The sequence below is a fragment of the Caballeronia sp. LZ029 genome, from assembly GCF_031451275.1.
Classification (GTDB): domain Bacteria; phylum Pseudomonadota; class Gammaproteobacteria; order Burkholderiales; family Burkholderiaceae; genus Caballeronia; species Caballeronia jiangsuensis.
In genome coordinates this window covers 1,985,095-2,005,897 of the sequence record NZ_JARUXO010000001.1, presented here as the reverse complement: position 1 = coordinate 2,005,897, position 20,803 = coordinate 1,985,095, and the positions used below count along the sequence as shown (strand labels likewise).

The following is a 20,803-nucleotide window of genomic DNA, read 5'->3' as shown; positions in this document are numbered from 1 at the left end:
GCATTGAATATTGGGTCGATTCTACCTTACGCAACCATCCAGAGCAGGCCGCGACGGCGTTCGTCGCGCGATTCGCACAGTCGCCTCCTTTTGCGAGTTCCATTACGCGGCGTGTGCGCGATAACGCGCTTCGTAACCGCCGTAACGGGACGTAAATCGCGTTGAAAGGCGCGGGTGCGCGATTCTAAGATCGGCTCGCCTGCATCGATCGCAGGCATGCGCGAAAAGCACGACACATCACAACGATAAAACAAGGAAGCCCATCATGAAGAAGATCGCCCTCACGACACTCCGGTTCGCCGCCGCCGCCGCGCTCGTATCGAGCCTCGCAGCCTGCGCAAACGTGTCGCGCCAGCAGGCGCACGCCGGAGTCGGCGCGGCCGCGGGTGGCGCGCTCGGCTATCTGGTCACGGGCGGGCCGATCGGCACCGTCGCGGGCGCGGCGGCGGGCGGTCTGATCGGCGCCGGCGTTCGCTGATATCCGCTCAGATTGCCTTCGACGCCCGCAACTGCGCGATGGTCGCCTCGTCGTAACCGAGCACGTCGGCGAGCACGCTCGTCGTGTGCTCGCCCAGTAACGGCGGATGCGTGCGCGCTTCGGGCGGCGTCGCGCTCATCTTGATCGGACTCGCGACCAGCTTCACCGTGCCGGCCGTCGGATGCGGCAAATCGATCTGCATCTTGCGCGCGAGCACCTGCGGATCGTCGAACACTTCGCCGAGATCGTTGATCGGACCGCACGGCACGCCCGCCGCTTCGAGTTCGGCGATCCATTCGTGCTTGCCCTTTCGCCGCACCATGTCCGCGAGAATCGGCACGAGGATGTCGCGGTTGCGCACGCGCGACGGGTTCGCCGCGAAACGTGGATCGTCCGCGAGTTCCGCGCGGCCGCCCGTCTCGACGAACTTGCGGAACTGCCCGTCGTTGCCCACGGCGACGATGATCCAGCCATCGCTCGTCTGGAACGTCTGATACGGCACGATGTTCGGATGCGCGTTGCCCCAGCGCACCGGCGGCTTGCCGCTCGCGAGGAAATTCGTGTTCATGTTGGCGAGCATCGCGACCTGAACGTCGAGCAGCGCCATGTCGATGTACTGCCCTTCGCCCGTGCGGTCGCGGTGCGCGAGCGCGGTGAGCACGCCGATGGTCGCGTACATGCCGGTCATCAGGTCCGCGATCGCCACGCCGGCTTTTTGCGGACCGCCGCCGGGCTGCCCGTCGCGCTCGCCGGTGATGCTCATGAACCCGCCGATGCCCTGCACGATGAAGTCGTAGCCCGCGCGCTGCGCATACGGCCCGGTCTGTCCGAAACCCGTGACCGAGCAATAGACGATGTCCGGCTTCACGGCCTTCAGCGATTCGTAGTCGAGCCCGTACTTCTTCAGTTGCCCGGCCTTGTAGTTCTCCAGCACGACATCGCTTTGCGCGGCCAGCTCGCGGACGATCCGCTGGCCTTCCGGCGTGGCGATATCCACCGTCACGGAACGCTTGTTGCGATTCGCGGCGAGATAGTACGCGGCCTCGTGCGTGTCCTCGCCGCCGGGCGTCTTCAGGTACGGCGGACCCCAGTGGCGCGTGTCGTCGCCGGTTTCGGGTCGCTCGATCTTGATGACGTCCGCGCCGAAATCGGCGAGGGTCTGCGCGCACCACGGTCCCGCCAGCACGCGGGTCAGGTCCAGCACGCGGATATGGCTCAAGGCTCCCATTCGATGGTTCGCTCGCTCAAATTGTCTCCGGACTGCGAATGTCGCACAGAACGGCCGCGCGCGCGATACCGGGCGTACCGCGCGGACGCCGCGCCCCCGGCTGCGCGCGGCGAATCCCGTATAATCGACAATCACCCTCGCCGCGCCGGCAGCGCTCGAAGAGAGCCGCCCGCGAGCACCATCAAAGAACCGAAGACACGCCCCGTACGCTATGAAAGCCGCCGAAATACGCGAGAAATTCCTGAAGTTTTTCGAATCGAAGGGCCATACGATCGTGCGTTCGTCGAGCCTCGTGCCCGGCAACGACCCGACGCTGCTCTTCACCAACTCAGGCATGGTCCAGTTCAAGGACGTGTTCCTGGGCAGCGAATCGCGTCCGTACTCGCGCGCGACCACCGCGCAGCGCAGCGTGCGCGCGGGCGGCAAGCACAACGATCTGGAGAACGTCGGCTACACCGCGCGCCATCACACGTTCTTCGAGATGCTCGGCAACTTCTCGTTCGGCGATTACTTCAAGCGCGACGCCATCCACTATTGCTGGGAACTGCTGACCAAGGTCTATAACCTGCCGGCGGAAAAGCTCACGGTGACCGTCTACCAGGAAGACGACGAAGCCTTCGACATCTGGGCGAAGGAAATCGGCGTGCCGGTGGAGCGCATCATCCGTATCGGCGACAACAAGGGCGCGCGTTACGCATCGGACAACTTCTGGCAGATGGCCGACACCGGCCCGTGCGGCCCGTGCTCCGAAGTGTTCTACGACCACGGCCCGGAAATCTGGGGTGGTCCGCCGGGGTCTCCTGAAGAAGACGGCGACCGTTTCATCGAGATCTGGAATCTCGTGTTCATGCAGTTCAACCGCGACGCCCAGGGCAACATGACGCCGCTGCCCAAGCAGTGCGTCGATACGGGCATGGGCCTCGAACGGCTCGCCGCGGTGCTGCAGCACGTGCACAGCAACTACGAAATCGATCTGTTCCAGACGCTCATCAAGGCCGCGAGCCGCGAGACGAACACCGAAGATCTGGAAAACAACTCGCTGAAGGTGATCGCGGACCACATCCGCGCGTGCTCGTTCCTGATCGTCGATGGCGTGATTCCCGGCAACGAAGGCCGCGGCTACGTGCTGCGCCGTATCGTGCGCCGCGCGATCCGTCACGGCTACAAGCTCGGCAAGAAGGGCGCGTTCTTCCACAAGCTCGTGACCGATCTCGTCGCGGAAATGGGCGCGGCGTACCCGGAACTGAAGGAAGCGCAACAGCGCGTGACCGACGTGCTGCGTCAGGAAGAAGAGCGCTTTTTCGAGACCATCGAGCACGGCATGTCGATTCTCGAAGGCGAACTCGCGGATCTGGAAAAGAAGGGCGTCAAGCAACTGGACGGCGAACTGGCGTTCAAGCTGCACGACACCTACGGCTTTCCGCTCGACCTGACCGCCGACGTGTGCCGCGAGCGCGGCGTGACGGTCGACGAACCCGCATTCGACGACGCGATGGCGCGTCAGCGCGATCAGGCCCGCGCAGCGGGCAAGTTCAAGATCGCGGCGGGCCTCGAATACGCGGGCGCGAAGTCCACGTTCCACGGCTACGAAAAGGAAATCTTCGACGACGCGAAGATTCTCGCGCTGTATGTCGAAGGCGCATCGGTGAACGAGGTGAAGGACGGCCAGCAGGCGGTCGTCGTGCTCGATCACACGCCGTTCTACGCGGAATCGGGCGGCCAGGTCGGCGATCAGGGCGTGCTCGCGAACGCGAACGTGCGCTTCGCCGTCGCGGATACCTTGAAAGTGCAGGCCGATGTCGTCGGTCATCACGGCACGGTCGAGCAGGGCACGCTCAAGGTCGGCGATGTCGTGAAGGCTGAAATCGACGCCATTCGCCGCGCCCGCACCGCGCGCAACCACTCGGCCACGCACCTGATGCACAAGGCGCTGCGCGACGTGCTCGGCGGCCACGTGCAGCAAAAAGGCTCGCTCGTCGATGCCGACAAGACGCGCTTCGACTTCGCGCACAACGCGCCGATGACGGACGACGAAATCCGCCGTGTCGAGCAGATCGTGAACAACGAGATCATCGCGAACGCGCCGGGCGTCGTGCGTGTGATGCCGTACGACGACGCGGTGAAGGGCGGCGCGATGGCGCTCTTCGGCGAAAAGTACGGCGACACCGTGCGCGTGCTCGATCTCGGCTTCTCGCGCGAGCTTTGCGGCGGCACGCACGTGCAGCGCACCGGCGATATCGGCTTCTTCAAGATCGTGATGGAAGGCGGCGTCGCGGCGGGCATTCGGCGCGTCGAGGCGATCACTGGCGACAATGCCGTGCGCTACGTGCAGGAGCTCGATTCCCGCATCAACGCGGCGGCGGGCGTTTTGAAGGCGCAACCTTCCGAACTCACGCAGCGTATTTCGCAGGTTCAGGAGCATGTGAAGTCGCTGGAAAAGGAGCTCGGCGCGCTGAAGTCGAAGCTCGCAGCCAGCCAGGGCGATGAACTCGTGTCGCAGGCCGTCGATGTGTCCGGCGTGCGCGTGCTCGCCGCGCAGCTCGAAGGCGCGGACGTGAAGACGCTGCGCGAAACCGTCGACAAGCTGAAGGACAAGCTCAAGAGCGCGGCGATTGTGCTCGCGTCGGTGGAGGGCGGCAAGGTCAGCCTGATCGCGGGCGTGACGGCGGATGCGTCGAAGAAGGTGAAGGCCGGTGAACTCGTCAACTTCGTTGCGCAGCAGGTTGGCGGGAAGGGTGGCGGTCGTCCGGATATGGCGCAGGCGGGGGGCACGGAACCGGCGAATTTGCCGGCCGCGCTCGCCGGCGTTACTGGTTGGGTGCAGCAGCAGCTCTAGAGCGGATGTTTGTTCGGCGGATGTTTTGTCAAGTTCGCCGGATCCCGTTTTCTTGTCGGTCGATTGGCACTGCCCCTCCCCGGGGCGGGGGTCACTTTCTTTGCTGCTGCAAAGAAAGTAACCAAAGAAAGCAGCTTCTCACCGCCCGCGGTCACACGCAGTTTGGCCATGCTTGCCAGCCCGCAGTGACACTCGCCTAAGTGTCGCCCCCAAAGGACCAACCGGGCTTGGCTCGCGCACGGTCTGACGCGCTAGTTGTTTTAGGGCGCTGGTTCAGCACCAGATAGTTTCGGCACAGCGCTACGCGCTGCCGTTGGGTATGCAAGGGAAACCGTCGAGAAGAAGCGCACGCACACTCGATTGACCCATCGGCCGCGAAGCGGGCCGGAGCTATTTGGTGCTGAACCAGCGGGGCGAGTGGTGCGATGTGTCGGACCGTGCGCGGTCCAAGCCCTTGTCTGCTTGTGAGGGCACTCGCTACTGCCGGGCCATTCAGCCAATCGTCTGTGCCGCGGCCGGTGTGAAGTGCTTAGGCTGGGGAAAGCTGTTTCTTTGGTTACTTTCTTTGCAGCAGCAAAGAAAGTGACTGCCGCCCCGCACAGGGGCAGTGCTAATAGACCAAAAAGAAACCGGGATCCGGCGACCACCCAAGCAAACCGCCCCTCCCAACCCCACCACCAACACTTACAGCCTGTCAGGCACATCACATGCAACGCTCCCATCACGTTCAACGAGAAGAGGGAGAAGCACCATGAGTCGCAAAATCGCATTGATCGCACTGACGTCCGCCATGCTCGCCGCCACCGGCGCGGCGCAGGCCAAGGGCTGCATCGAAGGCGCGGCGGTCGGCGGCGTGGCGGGCCACGTCGCGGGCAAGCACGGCACGGCGGGCGCGGTCGGTGGCTGCGCGATCGGCCATCACGAAGCCAGCAAGAAGGACAAGAAGGCGCAGCAAGCCAACGCGGCGAGCGGGACGGACGCCAAGTAAGACCAAGTAAGACGGCAAACAAGCATCGCCCGGATCGGCGCCACGGCGCGCGCCGATCCGAGCCGCTAGAATGGCCGGATTGCCGGCCGCACGACGCCATCCGTTGCGCGCGCCTCGTTCCGACAAGGCCATCACAGCGATCCCATGACAGCGTCCACGGACCCGATCCAGCATTTCGCCTCCGACAATTACGCAGGCATCTGCCCCGAAGCGCTGCAGGCGCTCATCAATTCCAACACGAGCGGCCACGAACCCGCCTACGGCGACGATTCGTGGACCACGCAAGTCTGCGACCGCATCCGCGATCTCTTCCAGACCGATTGCGAAGTCTTCTTCGTATTCAACGGCACCGCGGCCAATTCACTCGCGCTCGCTTCGTTGTGTCAGTCGTATCACTCGGTGATCTGCCACGAGCTCGCGCATATCGAAACCGATGAATGCGGCGGCCCCGAGTTCTTCTCGGGCGGCTCGAAGCTGCTCACCGCGCGCGGCGAGAACGGCAAGCTCACGCCCGATGCAATCGAGGAACTCGTCACGAAACGCGCGGACATCCATTATCCGAAGCCGAAGGTCGTCGCGCTCACGCAGGCAACGGAAGTCGGTACCGTGTACACGGTCGAGGAAATCCGCGCGATCGCCGCGATCGCGAAGCGCCGTCATCTGAAAGTGCACATGGACGGCGCGCGTTTCGCCAACGCGGTCGCGACGCTCGGCGTGCATCCGTCGGAGATCACGTGGCGCGCGGGCGTCGACGTGCTGTGCTTCGGCGGCACGAAGAACGGTTTGCCGGTGGGCGAAGCGGTCGTGTTCTTCGACAAGGCGCTCGCCGCCGATTTCGCGTATCGCCTCAAGCAGGCGGGACAGCTCGCATCGAAGATGCGCTTCATCTCCGCGCCGTGGCTCGGCCTGCTCGATGACGACGTGTGGCTGCGCAACGCGCGTCATGCAAACGCGATGGCGCAACTGATGGCCGAGCGCCTCGTCGAGATTCCCGGCGTGAGCCTGCTCTTCAAGCCCGAATCGAACGCGGTGTTCGCGGAACTGGCGGCGCACGTCGCCGCCGCGCTGCGTGCGAAGGGCTGGCGCTTCTATCAGTTCATCGGTTCCGGCGGCTGCCGTCTGATGTGCGCATGGGACACGAAGCGCGAAACCGTCGAACGCTTCGTCGATGACGTGCGCACGCTGGCCGCGTCGACCTAACCCCGATTGACACGCGCCTCACAGCGCTCCAACATGCCCGCACATTCCTCACCGGTTCCCGCGCTATGGCCTATATCTTCTACCTGACTCATATCCATCTCGGCTACGACGCGCTTCAGTCGCTCGAAAGCGAATGCGCGCGCATCGGCGTGAAGCGTCCGCTCGTCATCACCGATAAAGGCGTCGCGGCGGCGGGACTCGCCGATCGCGTGATCGAAAGCGCGAAGCTGGGCGCGTTGCCGGTATTCGACGACACGCCTTCGAATCCGACCGAAGCGATGGTCATGCGCGCCGCGGAGCAATACCGTCGCGAAGGCTGCGACGGGCTGATCGCGGTAGGCGGCGGCTCGTCGATCGATCTGGCGAAAGGCGTCGCGATCGCGGCGACGCACGACGCGCCCCTGACGAGCTTCGCGACGATCGAAGGCGGCAGCGGCAAGATCACCGAGCGGTCCGCGCCGCTGATCGCGGTGCCGACCACGTCGGGCACGGGCAGCGAAGTGGCGCGCGGCGCGATCATCATCCTCGAAGACGGGCGCAAGCTTGGCTTCCATTCCTGGCATCTGCTGCCGAAATCCGCGATCTGCGATCCGTCGCTCACGCTCGGCCTGCCGCCGTCGCTCACCGCCGCAACGGGCATGGACGCGATCGCGCATTGCATCGAAACGTTCCTCGCGCCCGCCTTCAATCCGCCCGCCGACGGCATCGCGCTCGACGGACTCGAACGCGCGTGGGCCAATATCGAGCGCGCGACGCGCGACGGTCAGGACCGCGATGCGCGCCTGAACATGATGTCCGCATCGATGCAGGGCGCGATGGCGTTTCAAAAGGGCCTGGGCTGCGTGCATTCGCTGTCGCATCCGCTGGGCGGGCTCGCGGTGAACGGGCGCACGTCGCTGCATCACGGCACGCTGAACGCGGTGGTGTTGCCCGCGGTGCTGCGCTTCAACGAGAGCGCGCCGACGGTCGTCGCGGACCGGCGCTTCGCACGCATGCGCCGCGTGATGAACCTCGCGGAGAACGCCGATGTCGCGCAGGCGGTTCACGACATGACCGCGCGCCTCGGCTTGCCGACGCGCCTTTCGCAGATGGGCGTCGAAGAAAGCATGTTCGACAAGGTGGTGAAGGGCGCGCTCGCCGATCATTGCCACAAGACGAATCCGCGCGAGGCGAGCGCCGACGATTATCGACGCATGCTGACGGAGTCTCTCTAAGCGATGAGCAAGCCGGTCCCGACCACGCGCGCGGACTACGCGCACTTTCTCGCGATCAGCACGCGCTGGTCGGACAACGACGTCTACGGACATATCAACAACGTCGTCTATTACAGCTACTTCGACACGGTCGTGAACGAGTATCTGCTGCGCGCGGGCGTGCTCGATTTCAGCGAGGGCGAGACCATCGGCCTCGTCGTCGAGACGCGCTGCAACTTCTTCGCGCCGGTCGTGTTCCCCGAGCCGATAGAGGCGGGCTTGCGCGTCGAGAAGCTCGGCAACACGAGCGTGCGCTACGAAGTGGCGATCTTCACGCAAGGCTCGGACGTCGCCGCCGCGCAAGGGCATTTCGTGCATGTCTATGTGGATCGCGTGACGCGCAGGCCGGTGCCGCTGCCCGCGCCGCTCGTCGATGCGCTGAAGCCGCTCATTACCAGCTGAGGGTCGCGTCTTGCTTCAGTGGTTCTGCGTGAGTCTGCTCAACGGCGTGAGCGTGGGCTTGCTGCTCTTCATGCTGTCGGCGGGACTGACGCTGATTTTTTCGATGCTCGGCGTGCTCAACTTCGCGCACGCGAGTTTCTATATGCTCGGCGCGTATGTCGGGCAGGCGCTCGCCGCCTATGGCGGATTCTGGTTCGCGTTGAGCGTCGCGCCGATTATTGTCGGCATTGCGGGCGCGTTGTTCGAGCGGCTGTTGCTGAGACGCGTGCATGCGCGCGGCGCGCTCGGGCAAATGCTGCTCACGTTCGGCGCGACCATCGTGATCGGCGAGGGCGTCAAGCTCGTGTGGGGGCTCGGGCCGTTGCCGGCGGTGATTCCTCACGTGCTCGACGGTCCGCTTTTCACGCTCTACGGCGCGTCTTTCGCGCGCTATCGCGTGTTCATGATGACGATCGCCGTCCTGATGCTCGGCGCGCTCTGGCTCGTCTTGCGCGTCTCGAAGACGGGCCTCGTCGTGCGTGCGGCGCTCACGCATCCCGCCACGGTCGAAACGCTCGGCCATGATGTGCCGCGCGTGTTCACGATGGTCTTCGCCATCGGCACCGCGCTTGCCGCGCTCGGCGGCGTGATCGGTGCGCCGCTCGCCGTCATCGAACCGGCGATGGCCGATGCGATGGGCCCGATCGTGTTCGTCGTCGTCGTGATCGGCGGGCTCGGGTCGCTGGGCGGCGCGCTCGTCGCGTCGCTTCTGATCGGCTGCGTGCAGACCTTCGCGGTGGGCGCGAGCGCGTCGGCGGGCAGCATCGCCGCATCGCTCGGCGTGACGCTTCCGCCCGCGTGGAGCGCGTTGACGGTCGCGCAGCTCGCGCCCGTGCTGCCTTATCTCGTGCTCGTCGCGATGCTCGCCGCGCGGCCGCGCGGACTCTTCGGCGAGCGTACGCACGATGCCTAGGTTTCTCGCGCTCGCTCTCGCCTTCGCGCTCGCGCTGCCGCTCTTCTTCGATCAATCCTGGCTGCTCGCGTATTTCGCGCAGACCGCGACGCTCATCGTTTTCGCGCTTTCGTACAACCTGCTGCTCGGCGAGACCGGCTTGCTGTCGTTCGGCCACGCCGTGTATTCGGGGCTCGGCGCATTCGCCGCCGCGCATGTGTTCAATCGCTACGGCGTGCCGTTGCCGCTCTTGCCGGTCATCGGCGGATGCGCGGCGATGCTCGTCGCCGTCGTGTTCGGCGCGATCTCGACGCAGCGCGCGGGCACGGCTTTCGCGATGATCACGCTCGGCATCGGCGAACTCGTCGCTGCGTGCGTGTGGCTCGTGCCCGGATGGTTCGGCGGCGAGGGCGGCGTGACGATCGATCGTGCGAGCGGGCCGTCGTTGTTCGCGTGGAGCTTCGGGCCGTTGCGCGAGGCCTACGCGCTGATCGCGTGCTGGTGCGTGGTCGCGGCGCTCGCGATGTTCGCGTTGTCGCGCACGCCGATGTGCCGCCTCGCCAACGCCGTGCGCGACAACCCCGCGCGCGCGGCCGCGATCGGTTTCGCGCCGGCGCGCGTTCGTTTCACGATGCTTGTCGTGTCGGCGTTCTTCGCGGGCATCGCGGGCGTGCTGTCGTTGATCAACGTCGAGCTGGTGTCGTCGGAAAGCGTGGGGCTCGCGCGCTCGACGAGCGTGCTCGTCGCGACGGTGATCGGTGGAACGGGCGCGTTCTTTGGGCCCGTGATCGGCGCGGTGCTGCTGACGTTCTTCAGCGTCGCGGTGGCGAGCGTGAGCGCCGCGTGGCCGATGTATCTCGGGCTCTTCTTCGTGTGGGTCGTGATCGCCGCGCCGGAGGGCGTGGCCGGTCTGGTCCGGCGCGATGCGCGGTCGCTGTGCTTCGGCGCGATCAGCGCGATGGTGTGGGGCGTCGCGGTCGTCGTGCCGGTCGAAGCGCTCTATGCGGGACGAATCGACGTGCGTGCGTGGCTCATCGCGTTGCCGTGCGCCGTGCTGGGTCTCTGGTTCGCGCGACGCACGAGGACCGCGCGATGAACGCCGCGCTCGAACTGCACCGCGTGACCAAACGCTTCGGCGCGACGCGTGTGTTGCGCGGCGTCGATCTGCACGTTGCAGAGGGCGAGCGGCATGCGCTCATCGGACCGAACGGCGCGGGCAAGTCGACGCTCTTCGATCTGATCTCGGGACGTGCGCGACCCGACGACGGGCGCATCGTCGCGAAGGGAATCGACATCACGGGCAGGCCGCCGCAGCGCGTCTCCCGAACGCTTGCGCGCAGCTTCCAGACGACGAGCGTGTTCGGCGGTTTATCCGTGCTCGACAATCTGCGTTGCGCGGCGCTGGGCGCGTCGTCGTCGCGCTTTATCGACCGATGGCTGGCTTCGCGAAGAGTCGATGCGCGCGCATACGCGATGCTCGATGCCATCGGCCTTGCCGAACGCGCGCACGAACTCGCCGCGCGTCTCACTTACGCGGAGCAACGCGCGCTCGATCTCGGCATCGCGCTCGCGACCGACGCGCCGCTCATTCTCCTCGACGAGCCCACCGCCGGCATGAATCGCGCGGAGGCGACGCGCGCACTCGCGTTGATCCGCGCGACGACGCAAGGGCGCACGCTGCTCGTGATCGAGCACGACATGGATGCGGTGTTCGGTCTCGCGGATCGCATTTCGGTGCTCGTGCAAGGGCGAGTGATCGCGACCGGCACGCCTGCCGCGATACGTGCGAATCGTGATGTGCGGGAAGCGTATCTCGGCGGAGTCGCAACATGAGCGCGTCATTGCGTATCGACAATTTGCGCGCGTGGTATGGCGCGGCGCAGGTGCTGCATGGGGTGAATTTGTGCATCGGCGAAGGGGAGGTGGTCGCGCTCGTCGGCCGCAACGGCTCGGGACGCTCGACGCTCGCGAAGGCCATCATGGGACTCGTGCGATGCGCGGGCGACATGCGTTATCGCGATGTTCAGCTCGTCGGTTTGAGGCCGCATCGCATCGCGCGGCTTGGGATCGGCTATGTGCCCGAAACGCGTGATGTGTTTCCCGCGCTTACCGTGCGGGAAAACCTGTTGCTCGGCGAGAGGAAAGGCACGCGGTTTTCGCTGGGCGATGCGTATCGTTTGTTTCCTGTGCTCGAAGAACGCGCGTCGGTGAAAGCGGGTGCGCTATCGGGCGGCGAACAGCAGATGCTCGCGCTGGCACGTACGTTGACGGGCGATCCGTCGCTCGTCGTCATCGACGAACCCGGCGAAGGGCTCGCGCCGCAAGTGCTCGCGCAAGTGGCCGGGTGCCTCGCGATGTTGCGCGAACGTGGGGTCGCGATGCTGCTGATCGAAGAGCGATTGACGATCGCGAGGATGCTCGATGCGCGCGTCGCGGTGATGGGGCATGGGGCGATTCAGTTCGATGGAGCGATCGGGGTGCTCGCGGCGAGCGAGCATGTTATGCGGGATTGGGTTTCGATAGGGTAGAGCGTGGTTGGTTGACGTGTTTCGGGTTTGTCGCCGGATCCCGGTTTGTTTTTGGTCTATTTGCGTTGCCCCTATGCGGGGCGGCAGTCACTTTCTTTGCTGCTGCAAAGAAAGTAACCAAAGAAACAGCTATCCCCAGCCTAAGCACTTCACACCGGCCGCGGCACTGGCGATTGGCCTAATGGCCCGGCAGTAGCGAGTGCCCTCGAAGGTCTCGCGGGGCTTGGACCGCGCACGGTCTGCCGCACCAAATGTTTGGCGTCACTGGTTCAGCACCAAACAGCTCCAGCCCGCTGCGCGGCCGATGGGTCAACCGGGTGTGCGCGTGCTTCTTCTTCGACGGTTTCCCTCGCATACCCAACGGCAGCGCGCAGCGCTGTGCCGAAGCTCTTTCGTGCTGAACCAGCGCCCTAAAACACCTAGCTTGTCGGACCGTGCGCGATCCAAGCCCGATGAGACCTTCGAGGGCGACACTTAGGCGAGTGCCACCGTGGGCTGGCAAGCATGGCCAACGTGCGTGTGACCGCGGGCGATGAGAAGCTGCTTTCTTTGGTTACTTTCTTTGCAGCAGCAAAGAAAGTGACCCCCGCCCCGGGGAGGGGCAGTGCTAATAGACCGACGCGAAAACGGGATCCAGCAAAAAGCCCCTCCCGCGTCCAACCCCATCGCCTAGCTCGAAGCCTTGCTATCCCTCTCCACGATCCACTCATGCTTCGGATCGTTCTTGAAGTGCCACGTGCGTTTGCTACCCGCCATCACGTTGAGATAGTAGTTGTCGTAACCATAAGGCACGACGACCGGATGATACCCACGCGGCACCATCACGACATCGTGATTCTCGACGGCCATCGTTTCGTCGAGATCGCGCTCGTCGGTATAGACGCGCTGAAACGCAAACCCTTGCGGCGGATTCAGCCGATGGTAGTACGTCTCTTCGAGCGAACTCTCGACGGGCACATTGTCCTGATCGTGCTTATGTGGCGGATAGCTCGATGCGTGTCCGCCCGGCGTGCGCACTTCGACCACGAGCAACGACTCGGCCGCTTCCGTTTGGGGAAGAATGTCGCACACGTAGCGCGTATTGGCGTTCCTGCCGCGCGTCGAGCGCTTCATCTGCGATGGCTCGATCAGCCGCGGCGGAAGATCGCCCTTGGCGGGTGCGCTCGCGACGCCGACTTCCGCATCGCGCTCCGCACGCACGATCGCCGCGAGCTTCGGCGGCACATAGACCGCATAGGGCGCGGCGTCCTCGAACACGCTGTCGCGCGAGCCGATAGACTGATAATGCTCGTCGCCCGCCTCGACGCTCACGGTGCCCGTCAGCACGACGATGCAGCTTTCACGATCGGCGTCGTACACATGCACGACATCGCCCGCGTTCAGGCGATACGCCGCGAAGCCGACATGCTTCCAGCCCGCGGAATCGGGCGTGACGCGCGCGATGGTTTGTCCTTCGCGCGATGCTTTGACCAGCAGGCTCATGCTGCCTCCTTGAATGTTCCATCGACGAGCGCGCGCAGCGTGCGATAGCCCTTGTCGGCATACGCATAGCTCGGCGCGATCACCGGATCCTGTTCCGCTTCGACGACGAGCCAGCCGTCGTAATCATGTTTCGCGAGACACGCGATGATGCCCGGATAGTCCACGCAGCCATCGCCGGGCACGGAGAACGCACCGTTGATGACCGCATCGAGAAAGCTCCAGTTGCGATTGCGCGCGAGCTTCACGATGTCCGGCCGCACGTCCTTGCAATGCACATGACACACGCGGGCGATGTGCTTTTGCAGCACGCTCAGGGCATCGCCGCCCGCGAACGTGATGTGCCCCGCGTCGAACAGCAGGCCGACTGCATCGTTTGTCAGGGCCATGAGGCGATCGACGTCCGCGGGCGTTTCGACATACGCGCCCATGTGATGATGATAGGCGACGCGCACGCCGCGCGTGAGCGTGAATTCGGCGAAGCGGTTCAGGCGCTCGGCGTATTCGTTCCATTGCGCATCGGAGAAGAAGCGCGGACGTTGATAGAGCGGCCGCGGCGCGCCCTGGATCGAATGCGCCACTTCGCCGTAGACCATCACGGTTGCGCCGTTCTTCGCGAGCAGATCGAGATGCGGGCCGACGGCTTCGATTTCCTCTTGTGCGCTGCGCTCCGCGAGCCTGCCGGAGTACCAGCCGGACACGAGCGCGAGATCGTATTGGGCTAGCAGCGATTTGAGCGCCTGCGGTTCGCGGGGGAACTTGTTGCCTAGTTCGAACCCCTCGTAGCCGATTTGTTTGCCTTCGGTCAAGGCGGTAGACAGGGGGGTCTCACCGCCTAGCGATGGCAAGTCGTCGTTCATCCACGATAGTGGGTTGATGCCGATGCGGACGTTTAATGCCATGGTTTTTTGTCCTCGTGGTTTTGATTGTGCTTTGAGTCTTGATTCGCCGGATCCCGTGTTCGTATCGGTTTATTAGCGTTGCCCCTATGCGGGGCGGCAGTCACTTTCTTTGCTGCTGCAAAGAAAGTAACCAAAGAAACAGCTATCCCCAGCCTAAGCACTTCACACCGGCCGCGGCACAGACGATTGGCTGAATGGCCCGGCAGTAGCGAGTGCCCCCACAAGCAGACAATGGCTTGGACCGCGCACGGTCTGACACATCGCACCACTCGCCTCGCTGGTTCAGCACCAAATAGCTCCGGCCCGCTTCGCGGCCGACGGGTCAATCGGGTGTGCGCGTACTTTCTTGCTGACGCTGCAATCTCAATGCACTGCACGTGCGCCCCGTTGGTTTCCCTTGCATACCCGGCGGCAGCGCGTAGCGCTGTGCCGAAGCTCTTTGGTGCTGAACCAGCGCCCTAAAACAACTAGCTCGTCAGACCGTGCGCGAGCCAAGCCCGGTAAGTCCTTCGAGGGCGACACTTAGGCGAGTGCCACCGCGGGCTGGCAAGCATGACCAAACTGCGTGTGACCGCGGGCTTAAACGAGCTGCTTTCTTTGGTTACTTTCTTTGCAGCAGCAAAGAAAGTGACCCCCGCCCCGGGGAGGGGCAGTGCTAATAGACCGACACGAAAACAGGATTCCACGACGAAGAAGCCCCCTAAAACCCCCGAGCCTTGACCGCCCGCTCATAACCCTCCCGAGCAACGACGACCGCAGCGCGATCAGAAACCTCGGGCACGGCGACTTCCCACCACCATCCCCCTTCCTCGGTAGGCCGAGCCGGATCGGTATCGATAGAAATGAGATAACTTCGATCCGCCGCCCGCGCGCGCTTCATCGCGGCTTGCAGTTCATCGATGCCAGCAACATGCTCCGACAATGCCCCAAGCGCCCGCGCATGCATCGCGAAATCGATCTCCGGCGCCCCGAGCGCGCCTTGCTTGCAATCATCGATAAGGTTGTTGAACGGCGCCCCCCCGCAAGCCTGCTGCAATCGATTGATGCAACCGAACCCGCGATTGTCGAGCAGCACCACAATCAACTTCGCGCCAAGCATCACCGAACTGGCGAGTTCGCTATTCATCATCAGATAGCTGCCGTCGCCGACGATCACGATCACCTCGCGCTCCGGCCGCGCGAGCTTCACGCCGAGACCGCCCGCTATTTCATAGCCCATGCACGAGTAACCGTATTCGACGTGATAGCCGCCCGGCTTACCGGTGCGCCAGAGCTTCTGCAAATCCGCAGGCAAGGTGCCGGCCGCACACACGACGATGTCGTTCGCAGGCGATTCATCGTCCGAGCGCTGCACCGCGCCGATGACATCGGCTTCGCGCGGCAACGAGCCATCCGCGACAGGCGTGTTCGTCACATGCGCGACGGTCTCGCGCCATTCGTTCGCGAGCCGGTGCGCGCGCGTCGTCCATTGCGGCGATGCGCGCCAGTCGCCGAGCGCCGCCGACAGCGCATCGAGCGCGACGCGCGCATCCGCCTGCACGGCGACAGCGTTCTGCTTCAGCGCATCGAATGGATTCGCATTGATCGCGACGAGCCGCGCCTGCGTAAAGAGCGTGTTCGATCCGGTCGTGAAGTCCTGCAAGCGCGTGCCGACAGCGAGCACGCAATCGCTCGCATGTGCAAGTTCGTTCGCAGCCGATCCGCCCGTCACGCCGATGCCGCCGGCGTTCAACGCATCGTCCCAAGCGAGCGCGCCTTTGCCCGCCTGCGTTTCCGCGACCGGAACGCCATGCTTGTGCGCGAACGCGCGCAAGGCATCGGTCGCGAGTCCGTAGAGCACGCCGCCGCCCGATACGATCATCGGTTCACGTGCTTCACGCAGCATCGCGGCGGCACGTTCGATCTCGCGCGGAATCGGCGCGGGCGCATGAAACTCGACCACGGGCGGCTCGAAGAACGAAGCAGGGTAGTCATACGCCATCGCCTGCACGTCCTGCGGCAGCGCGAGCGTGACCGGGCCGCACAGCGCCGCATCGGTGAGCACGCGAATCGCGCGCGGCAATGCGCTCAGCAACTGCGCGGGATGCACGATGCGATCGAAGTATCGCGACACCGCTTTCAATGCATCGTTCGCGGACACGCCGCCATCATGGCCGTCCTCGACCTGCTGAAGCACCGGATCCGGCGCGCGCGACACGAAGATATCGCCCGGCAGCAAAAGCACCGGCAGCCGGTTCACATGCGCGAGCGCGGCGGCGGTCACGAGATTGGTCGCGCCCGGTCCGATGGACGTCGTCACCGCCATCATGCGACGGCGCATGTGCGCCTTTGCATAAGCGATCGCGCTATGCGCCATCGCCTGCTCGTTGTGCGCGCGGTACGTCGGCAATTCATCGCGATGCCGATACAGCGCCTCGCCGATACCCGCGACATTGCCGTGGCCGAAGATCGCGAACACGCCGCCGAAAAGCGCTTCGCCATGTTCGGTGCGAAGCGCAGCGAGATAGCGCACGATGGCCTGCGCAGCGGTCAGTCGAATGGTGTTGTTCACGGCGGTTTCAGTTTGCGTAGCGCGCTGGTTCATGCGGCTTGCTCCTGTTTGATCCGATGGTCTTCGACATGCGATGCCGCACGCGCATCGCGCCATGCTCCGATCAGCGTTTCGAACGTGCGGCGCACACGCGCAATCAATTCGCTGTCGTCGATCTCGTTCGCGAGCCACGCATGGCTCGGCTCATGAAAGATCGTGCGTCCGACGGTGAACCCCTTGCAGGTCTTCGACGATGCCGCCGCCCTGAAGCCATCGCGCAACTGATCGACAGCCGCCGACAGCCCGAGCAGCACGACGCCCCTGCAATACGGATCGCGTTCGGCGATGAGCGCATCGATCGCCTGCCATTGCTTCGCGCTCATCGGTTCGAGCTTCCACCATTCCGGATAGATGCCGAGGTTGTAGAGACGCTTCAACGCGCGATACACGGTGTCGTCTTCCACAGGCGGACCGTTCTTCGGCACGATCACTTCGAGCAGCAGTTCGTTGCCGCTTTCCTGCACGGCATCGTAGAGCGCGCGTATCTGCGCTTCCTGTTCGAGCCGCACGTCATGCGGATGATCGGGGTGATATTGCACGAGACACTTCGCGACCTGCTCGCGCGGCCATTGAACGAGCGTCGTGCCGATCGAGCGGCCGTGATCGAACACGAGCGGCATCGAGCCCGGCAATTCGACGGGACGTCCGACCCACCAGCCGCGCCCGGTCGCCGCGTTCAGCGCATCCTGGCCGTAGCGATCGTCGATCAGAACGCCGATGCGTCCTTCGAGCCCGAGTTCCTTTTCTGTCTGCGCGACGGCATCGACGAACAGGTTCTTCAATGTCGCGATGCGCGTTTCGCTCGCGCCCGTCTGCTGCGCGAGATCGAAAAACTGGTTGCGGTGGTCGAACGCGAAGCCGAGCACTTCATCCCATTGCCTGCGCTTCGGGCTCACGCGATGTAGCCGCGCCAAAGTCGCATCGCGGTCCGGTCGGCGCATGCGCACGGGATCGTCCTTGGCCGCGGCGAGGAAGTAGTCGAGCTCGGCGGGCGTGGGCATCGCGGGTGCGCAGCCGTGACGCGACACGACGAGCGCGCCGCATGCATTGGCCGTTCGCGCGCAGGCTTCGAGCGGCTCGTCGCGCAGCCAGCCCGAGAGGAAGCCGGACGCGAACGCATCGCCCGCGCCGAGCACGTTGAGCACTTCGACTTCGACGCCGCCGTGTATCGGCGCATCGTCGATGGAAGCCGGCACGTCGCCCTCGATGATCGAGCAGCCGAGCGGCCCGCGCTTCACGACGAGAGTCGCGCTCGTGACGCTGCGGACCATCGCGAGCGCATCGGTCAGACGGTCCTTGCCGCCCGCGATGCGAAACTCTTCTTCCGTGCCGATCACGAGATCGATCAGCGGCAGGATGCGCTGCAAATGCGCGGTGACGCTTTCGTTCGCGACGAAGCGCGTCTCGCCATCGGCCTTGCCCGTGAGGCCCCACAGCACCGGCCGATAGTCGATGTCGAGAATCGTGCGCACGTCGTTGCGCCGCGCATATTCGAGCGCGCGGCGGCTCGTGCGATTCACCTGCTCGGTGGAAAAGTGCGTACCCGTGATGAGCAGCGCTTTCGACGACGCGATATACGCCTCATCGAAATCGGCTTCATCGACGGCCATGTCCGCGCAGTTCTCGCGATAGAACACGAGCGGGAACGTGTCGCGGTCTTCGAGGCCGAGCAGCACGAGCGCGGTGAGCCGTTCGCGATCGATGCGCACATGGCTCACGTCGCAGCCTTCGCGTTCGAGTGTCTCGGTGAGAAAGCGCCCCATGTGATCGTTGCCGACGCGCGCGAGCATCGACGAATCGAGACCGAGCCGCGCGCAGCCGAACGCGATGTTCGCGGACGAGCCGCCGAGATATTTCGCGAACGTCGATACGTCTTCGAGACGCGCGCCGACCTGCTGTGCATAGAGATCGACGGCGAGGCGTCCGAGGCACACGATATCGCGCGTGCGATCCGAGGCGAAGCGAGAGGTATTTTGTGTTGGCATGGCTTCCGTGTCCTCAGATCGTCGCGCCTTCGAGTTCTGTCATCATCTGCTGCATTTCGGCGCCGCCCGCCATCATGTCGAGCACTTCGTTCTTGCTGATGGTGTCCTTCGTGTAGGTGCCCATCGAGCGGCCGCGATTGAGCAGCGTGAACGAATCGCCGATCGGATACGCGTGATGCACGTTGTGCGTGATGAAGATCACCGAGATGCCTTTTTCGCGCGCCTTGTGGATCAGCTTGAGCACGTTGAAGCTCTGCTTCACGCCGAGCGCGGCGGTCGGTTCGTCGAGGATCAGCACGCGTGCGCCGAAATGGATCGCACGCGCGATCGCGAGACATTGCTTCTCGCCGCCGGACATCGTGCCGATAGGCTGATGCGGATCGCGCACGTTGATGCCCATTTCCGCGAGCTTGGCGCGCGAGGTTTCGGCGGCGAGATCGAGATCCATCACGCTGAAGACGCCGAAGCGCTTCTTCTGCGGCTCGCGTCCCATGAAGAAGTTGCGCGCGACGGAAAGAAGCGGCACGAGCGCGAGATCCTGATACACGGTCGCGATGCCGAGATCGAGCGCTTCCTTCGGCGAATCGAAATGGACCGGCTTGCCGTCGACCAGATAGTCGCCGGAAGAGGGCGTATGGACGCCTGCCAGCGTCTTGATGAGCGTGGACTTGCCCGCGCCGTTATCGCCGAGCAGGCAATGCACTTCGCCGCGTTTGAGCCGCAACGTGACGCCGTTGAGCGCGATCACCTTGCCGAAAAACTTGCTGACGTTCTCGAGTGCGAGGATGTTGTCGTCGTTCATGTCGGTTCTCCTCTTATTGAGCCTGCGAGACGCGGCGGCGCACGTAGTGATTGAAGAGCACGGCGATCAGCAGCATCACGCCGAGGAACACGCGGAACCAGTCCGAGCTCACGTTCGTATAGGTGATGCCGATCTGCACGACACCGAAGATCAGCGCGCCGAAGCATGCGCCGACCACCGAGCCGTAACCGCCCGTCAGCAACGTGCCGCCGATGACCGCCGCGATGATCGCCTCGAATTCCTTTTGCAGGCCGCGATCCGCTGCAGCCGAGCCGATATCGCACACTTGCAGCACGGCGAACAGGCACGAGCAGAACGCGGTCAGCACGAACAGGGAAATCTTCACGCGCTTCACCGGCACGCCCACGTTTTTCGCGGCATTCGCATCGCCGCCGACCGCGAGAATCCAGTTGCCGTAGCGCGTCTTGGCGAGCACGAACGCGCCGATCGCCGCGAGCACGAGCCACCAGATGATGACCTTCGGAATGCCCGGTACGAGCGGCTCGCCGCTATCGAGCAGCTTGCCGATGCCCATGTGCGCGAGCCAGGTGAACAGGCCGTGGAGCGCGACGCCGTGAAAGAGCGTATTGGCGATCGGATCGGCCTGCGCGAGATCGCCCACGCCCGAGATGATGGTGCGATCCGCGAACATGATCGACAGCGCGAGCGTCAGGCCGCGCAGGATGAACAGGAACGCGAGCGTGACGATGAACGACGGCAGGCGCGTCTTCATCACGAGATAGCCGTTCAGTGCGCCGAGCAGCATCGACATCAGGAACGCGAAGAGAATGGACAGCGATAGCGGCCAGTGAAAGTAGACCGAGGGCAACGCGACCATCATGCCGGCGAAACCGATCATCGAACCGATGGACAAGTCGAACTCGCCCGCGATCATCAGAAGACACGCGCCGACCGCGAGCAGGCCGAGATAGGCGGCGACCTGCGACCAGTTCATCACGCCGTCGAGGTTGAACATGCCGGACGAGCCCGCGCCGAACCCGAACACGATGAACACGAGCACGGTGCCCGAAATTGCCGCGAATTCCGGGCGATTCAGCAAGTGACCGAACCACGATTGCTGGCGTACGCGCTCATCCGAGGGCTTGGCCTTGTCGGGTGTTTCAGCGTCGTCCTGCTGAGCGTTCACGTGAGGAGGGTAATGCTTGCCGGCTACGCCCATGATGGCTCCTTGAGACTCGAT

General features: G+C 64.3%; 17 protein-coding genes. 10 read left to right on the top strand and 7 right to left on the bottom strand.

What is annotated here, in order from left to right:
* The first annotated feature begins 265 nt into the window (after positions 1–265).
* Positions 266–478 carry a hypothetical protein gene (locus QCE73_RS09500; protein ID WP_035510797.1) on the top strand — a complete coding sequence of 71 codons (213 nt, stop codon included), beginning with the start codon at positions 266–268 and terminating at the stop codon, positions 476–478.
* Between the two features lie 7 nt (positions 479–485).
* Here QCE73_RS09500 and QCE73_RS09495 read toward each other — a convergent pair whose 3' ends face one another.
* Positions 486–1,706, bottom strand: a complete 1,221-nt coding sequence (locus tag QCE73_RS09495; RefSeq protein WP_309880913.1) for a CaiB/BaiF CoA-transferase family protein — start codon at positions 1,704–1,706, stop codon at positions 486–488.
* 211 nt (positions 1,707–1,917) lie between these two features.
* Here QCE73_RS09495 and alaS point away from each other — a divergent pair, with 211 nt between their 5' ends.
* From alaS to QCE73_RS09450, 9 genes are all read left to right on the top strand, one after another.
* Positions 1,918–4,542, top strand: coding sequence for an alanine--tRNA ligase (alaS, locus tag QCE73_RS09490; protein ID WP_309880909.1), 2,625 nt, complete (start codon positions 1,918–1,920; stop codon positions 4,540–4,542).
* A gap of 751 nt (positions 4,543–5,293) precedes the next feature.
* Positions 5,294–5,530 (top strand): hypothetical protein, encoded by a 237-nt coding sequence (locus QCE73_RS09485; RefSeq protein ID WP_035509248.1) that lies wholly within the window; start codon positions 5,294–5,296, stop codon positions 5,528–5,530.
* 165 nt (positions 5,531–5,695) lie between these two features.
* Positions 5,696–6,730, top strand: coding sequence for a low specificity L-threonine aldolase (locus QCE73_RS09480; RefSeq protein ID WP_309881963.1), 1,035 nt, complete (start codon positions 5,696–5,698; stop codon positions 6,728–6,730).
* A gap of 65 nt (positions 6,731–6,795) precedes the next feature.
* Positions 6,796–7,944 carry an iron-containing alcohol dehydrogenase gene (locus QCE73_RS09475; protein WP_035509246.1) on the top strand — a complete coding sequence of 383 codons (1,149 nt, stop codon included), beginning with the start codon at positions 6,796–6,798 and terminating at the stop codon, positions 7,942–7,944.
* A gap of 3 nt (positions 7,945–7,947) precedes the next feature.
* Positions 7,948–8,385: a thioesterase family protein gene (locus tag QCE73_RS09470; RefSeq protein WP_309880906.1), complete on the top strand. Its 438-nt coding sequence runs from the start codon at positions 7,948–7,950 to the stop codon at positions 8,383–8,385.
* Positions 8,386–8,455: 70 nt separating this feature from the next.
* The gene (locus QCE73_RS09465; protein ID WP_309881961.1) at positions 8,456–9,337 is read left to right on the top strand and encodes a branched-chain amino acid ABC transporter permease; all 882 of its coding nucleotides are present in this window, start codon (positions 8,456–8,458) and stop codon (positions 9,335–9,337) included.
* Positions 9,330–10,412: a branched-chain amino acid ABC transporter permease gene (locus tag QCE73_RS09460; RefSeq protein ID WP_309880904.1), complete on the top strand. Its 1,083-nt coding sequence runs from the start codon at positions 9,330–9,332 to the stop codon at positions 10,410–10,412. Before QCE73_RS09465 ends, QCE73_RS09460 begins: the two co-directional genes overlap by 8 nt.
* Positions 10,409–11,149, top strand: coding sequence for an ABC transporter ATP-binding protein (locus tag QCE73_RS09455; protein WP_309880903.1), 741 nt, complete (start codon positions 10,409–10,411; stop codon positions 11,147–11,149). The genes QCE73_RS09460 and QCE73_RS09455 overlap by 4 nt, the downstream gene beginning before the upstream one ends.
* Positions 11,146–11,844 (top strand): ABC transporter ATP-binding protein, encoded by a 699-nt coding sequence (locus tag QCE73_RS09450; protein ID WP_309880901.1) that lies wholly within the window; start codon positions 11,146–11,148, stop codon positions 11,842–11,844. Before QCE73_RS09455 ends, QCE73_RS09450 begins: the two co-directional genes overlap by 4 nt.
* Positions 11,845–12,513: 669 nt before the next feature.
* On the opposite strand, the gene iolB is transcribed toward QCE73_RS09450, so the two are convergent.
* From iolB to QCE73_RS09420, 6 genes are all read right to left on the bottom strand, one after another.
* The gene (gene iolB / locus QCE73_RS09445; protein ID WP_309880899.1) at positions 12,514–13,326 is read right to left on the bottom strand and encodes a 5-deoxy-glucuronate isomerase; all 813 of its coding nucleotides are present in this window, start codon (positions 13,324–13,326) and stop codon (positions 12,514–12,516) included.
* The gene (gene iolE / locus QCE73_RS09440; protein ID WP_309880898.1) at positions 13,323–14,225 is read right to left on the bottom strand and encodes a myo-inosose-2 dehydratase; all 903 of its coding nucleotides are present in this window, start codon (positions 14,223–14,225) and stop codon (positions 13,323–13,325) included. The genes iolB and iolE overlap by 4 nt, the downstream gene beginning before the upstream one ends.
* Before the next feature lie 700 nt (positions 14,226–14,925).
* Positions 14,926–16,809, bottom strand: coding sequence for a 3D-(3,5/4)-trihydroxycyclohexane-1,2-dione acylhydrolase (decyclizing) (gene iolD, locus QCE73_RS09435; RefSeq protein WP_309880896.1), 1,884 nt, complete (start codon positions 16,807–16,809; stop codon positions 14,926–14,928).
* The gene (gene iolC / locus QCE73_RS09430; protein WP_309880894.1) at positions 16,806–18,800 is read right to left on the bottom strand and encodes a 5-dehydro-2-deoxygluconokinase; all 1,995 of its coding nucleotides are present in this window, start codon (positions 18,798–18,800) and stop codon (positions 16,806–16,808) included. The genes iolD and iolC overlap by 4 nt, the downstream gene beginning before the upstream one ends.
* A gap of 13 nt (positions 18,801–18,813) precedes the next feature.
* Positions 18,814–19,602, bottom strand: coding sequence for an ATP-binding cassette domain-containing protein (locus tag QCE73_RS09425; RefSeq protein ID WP_309880892.1), 789 nt, complete (start codon positions 19,600–19,602; stop codon positions 18,814–18,816).
* 13 nt (positions 19,603–19,615) lie between these two features.
* Positions 19,616–20,782, bottom strand: coding sequence for an ABC transporter permease (locus QCE73_RS09420; protein WP_035509222.1), 1,167 nt, complete (start codon positions 20,780–20,782; stop codon positions 19,616–19,618).
* Between the last annotated feature and the right edge of the window lie 21 nt (positions 20,783–20,803).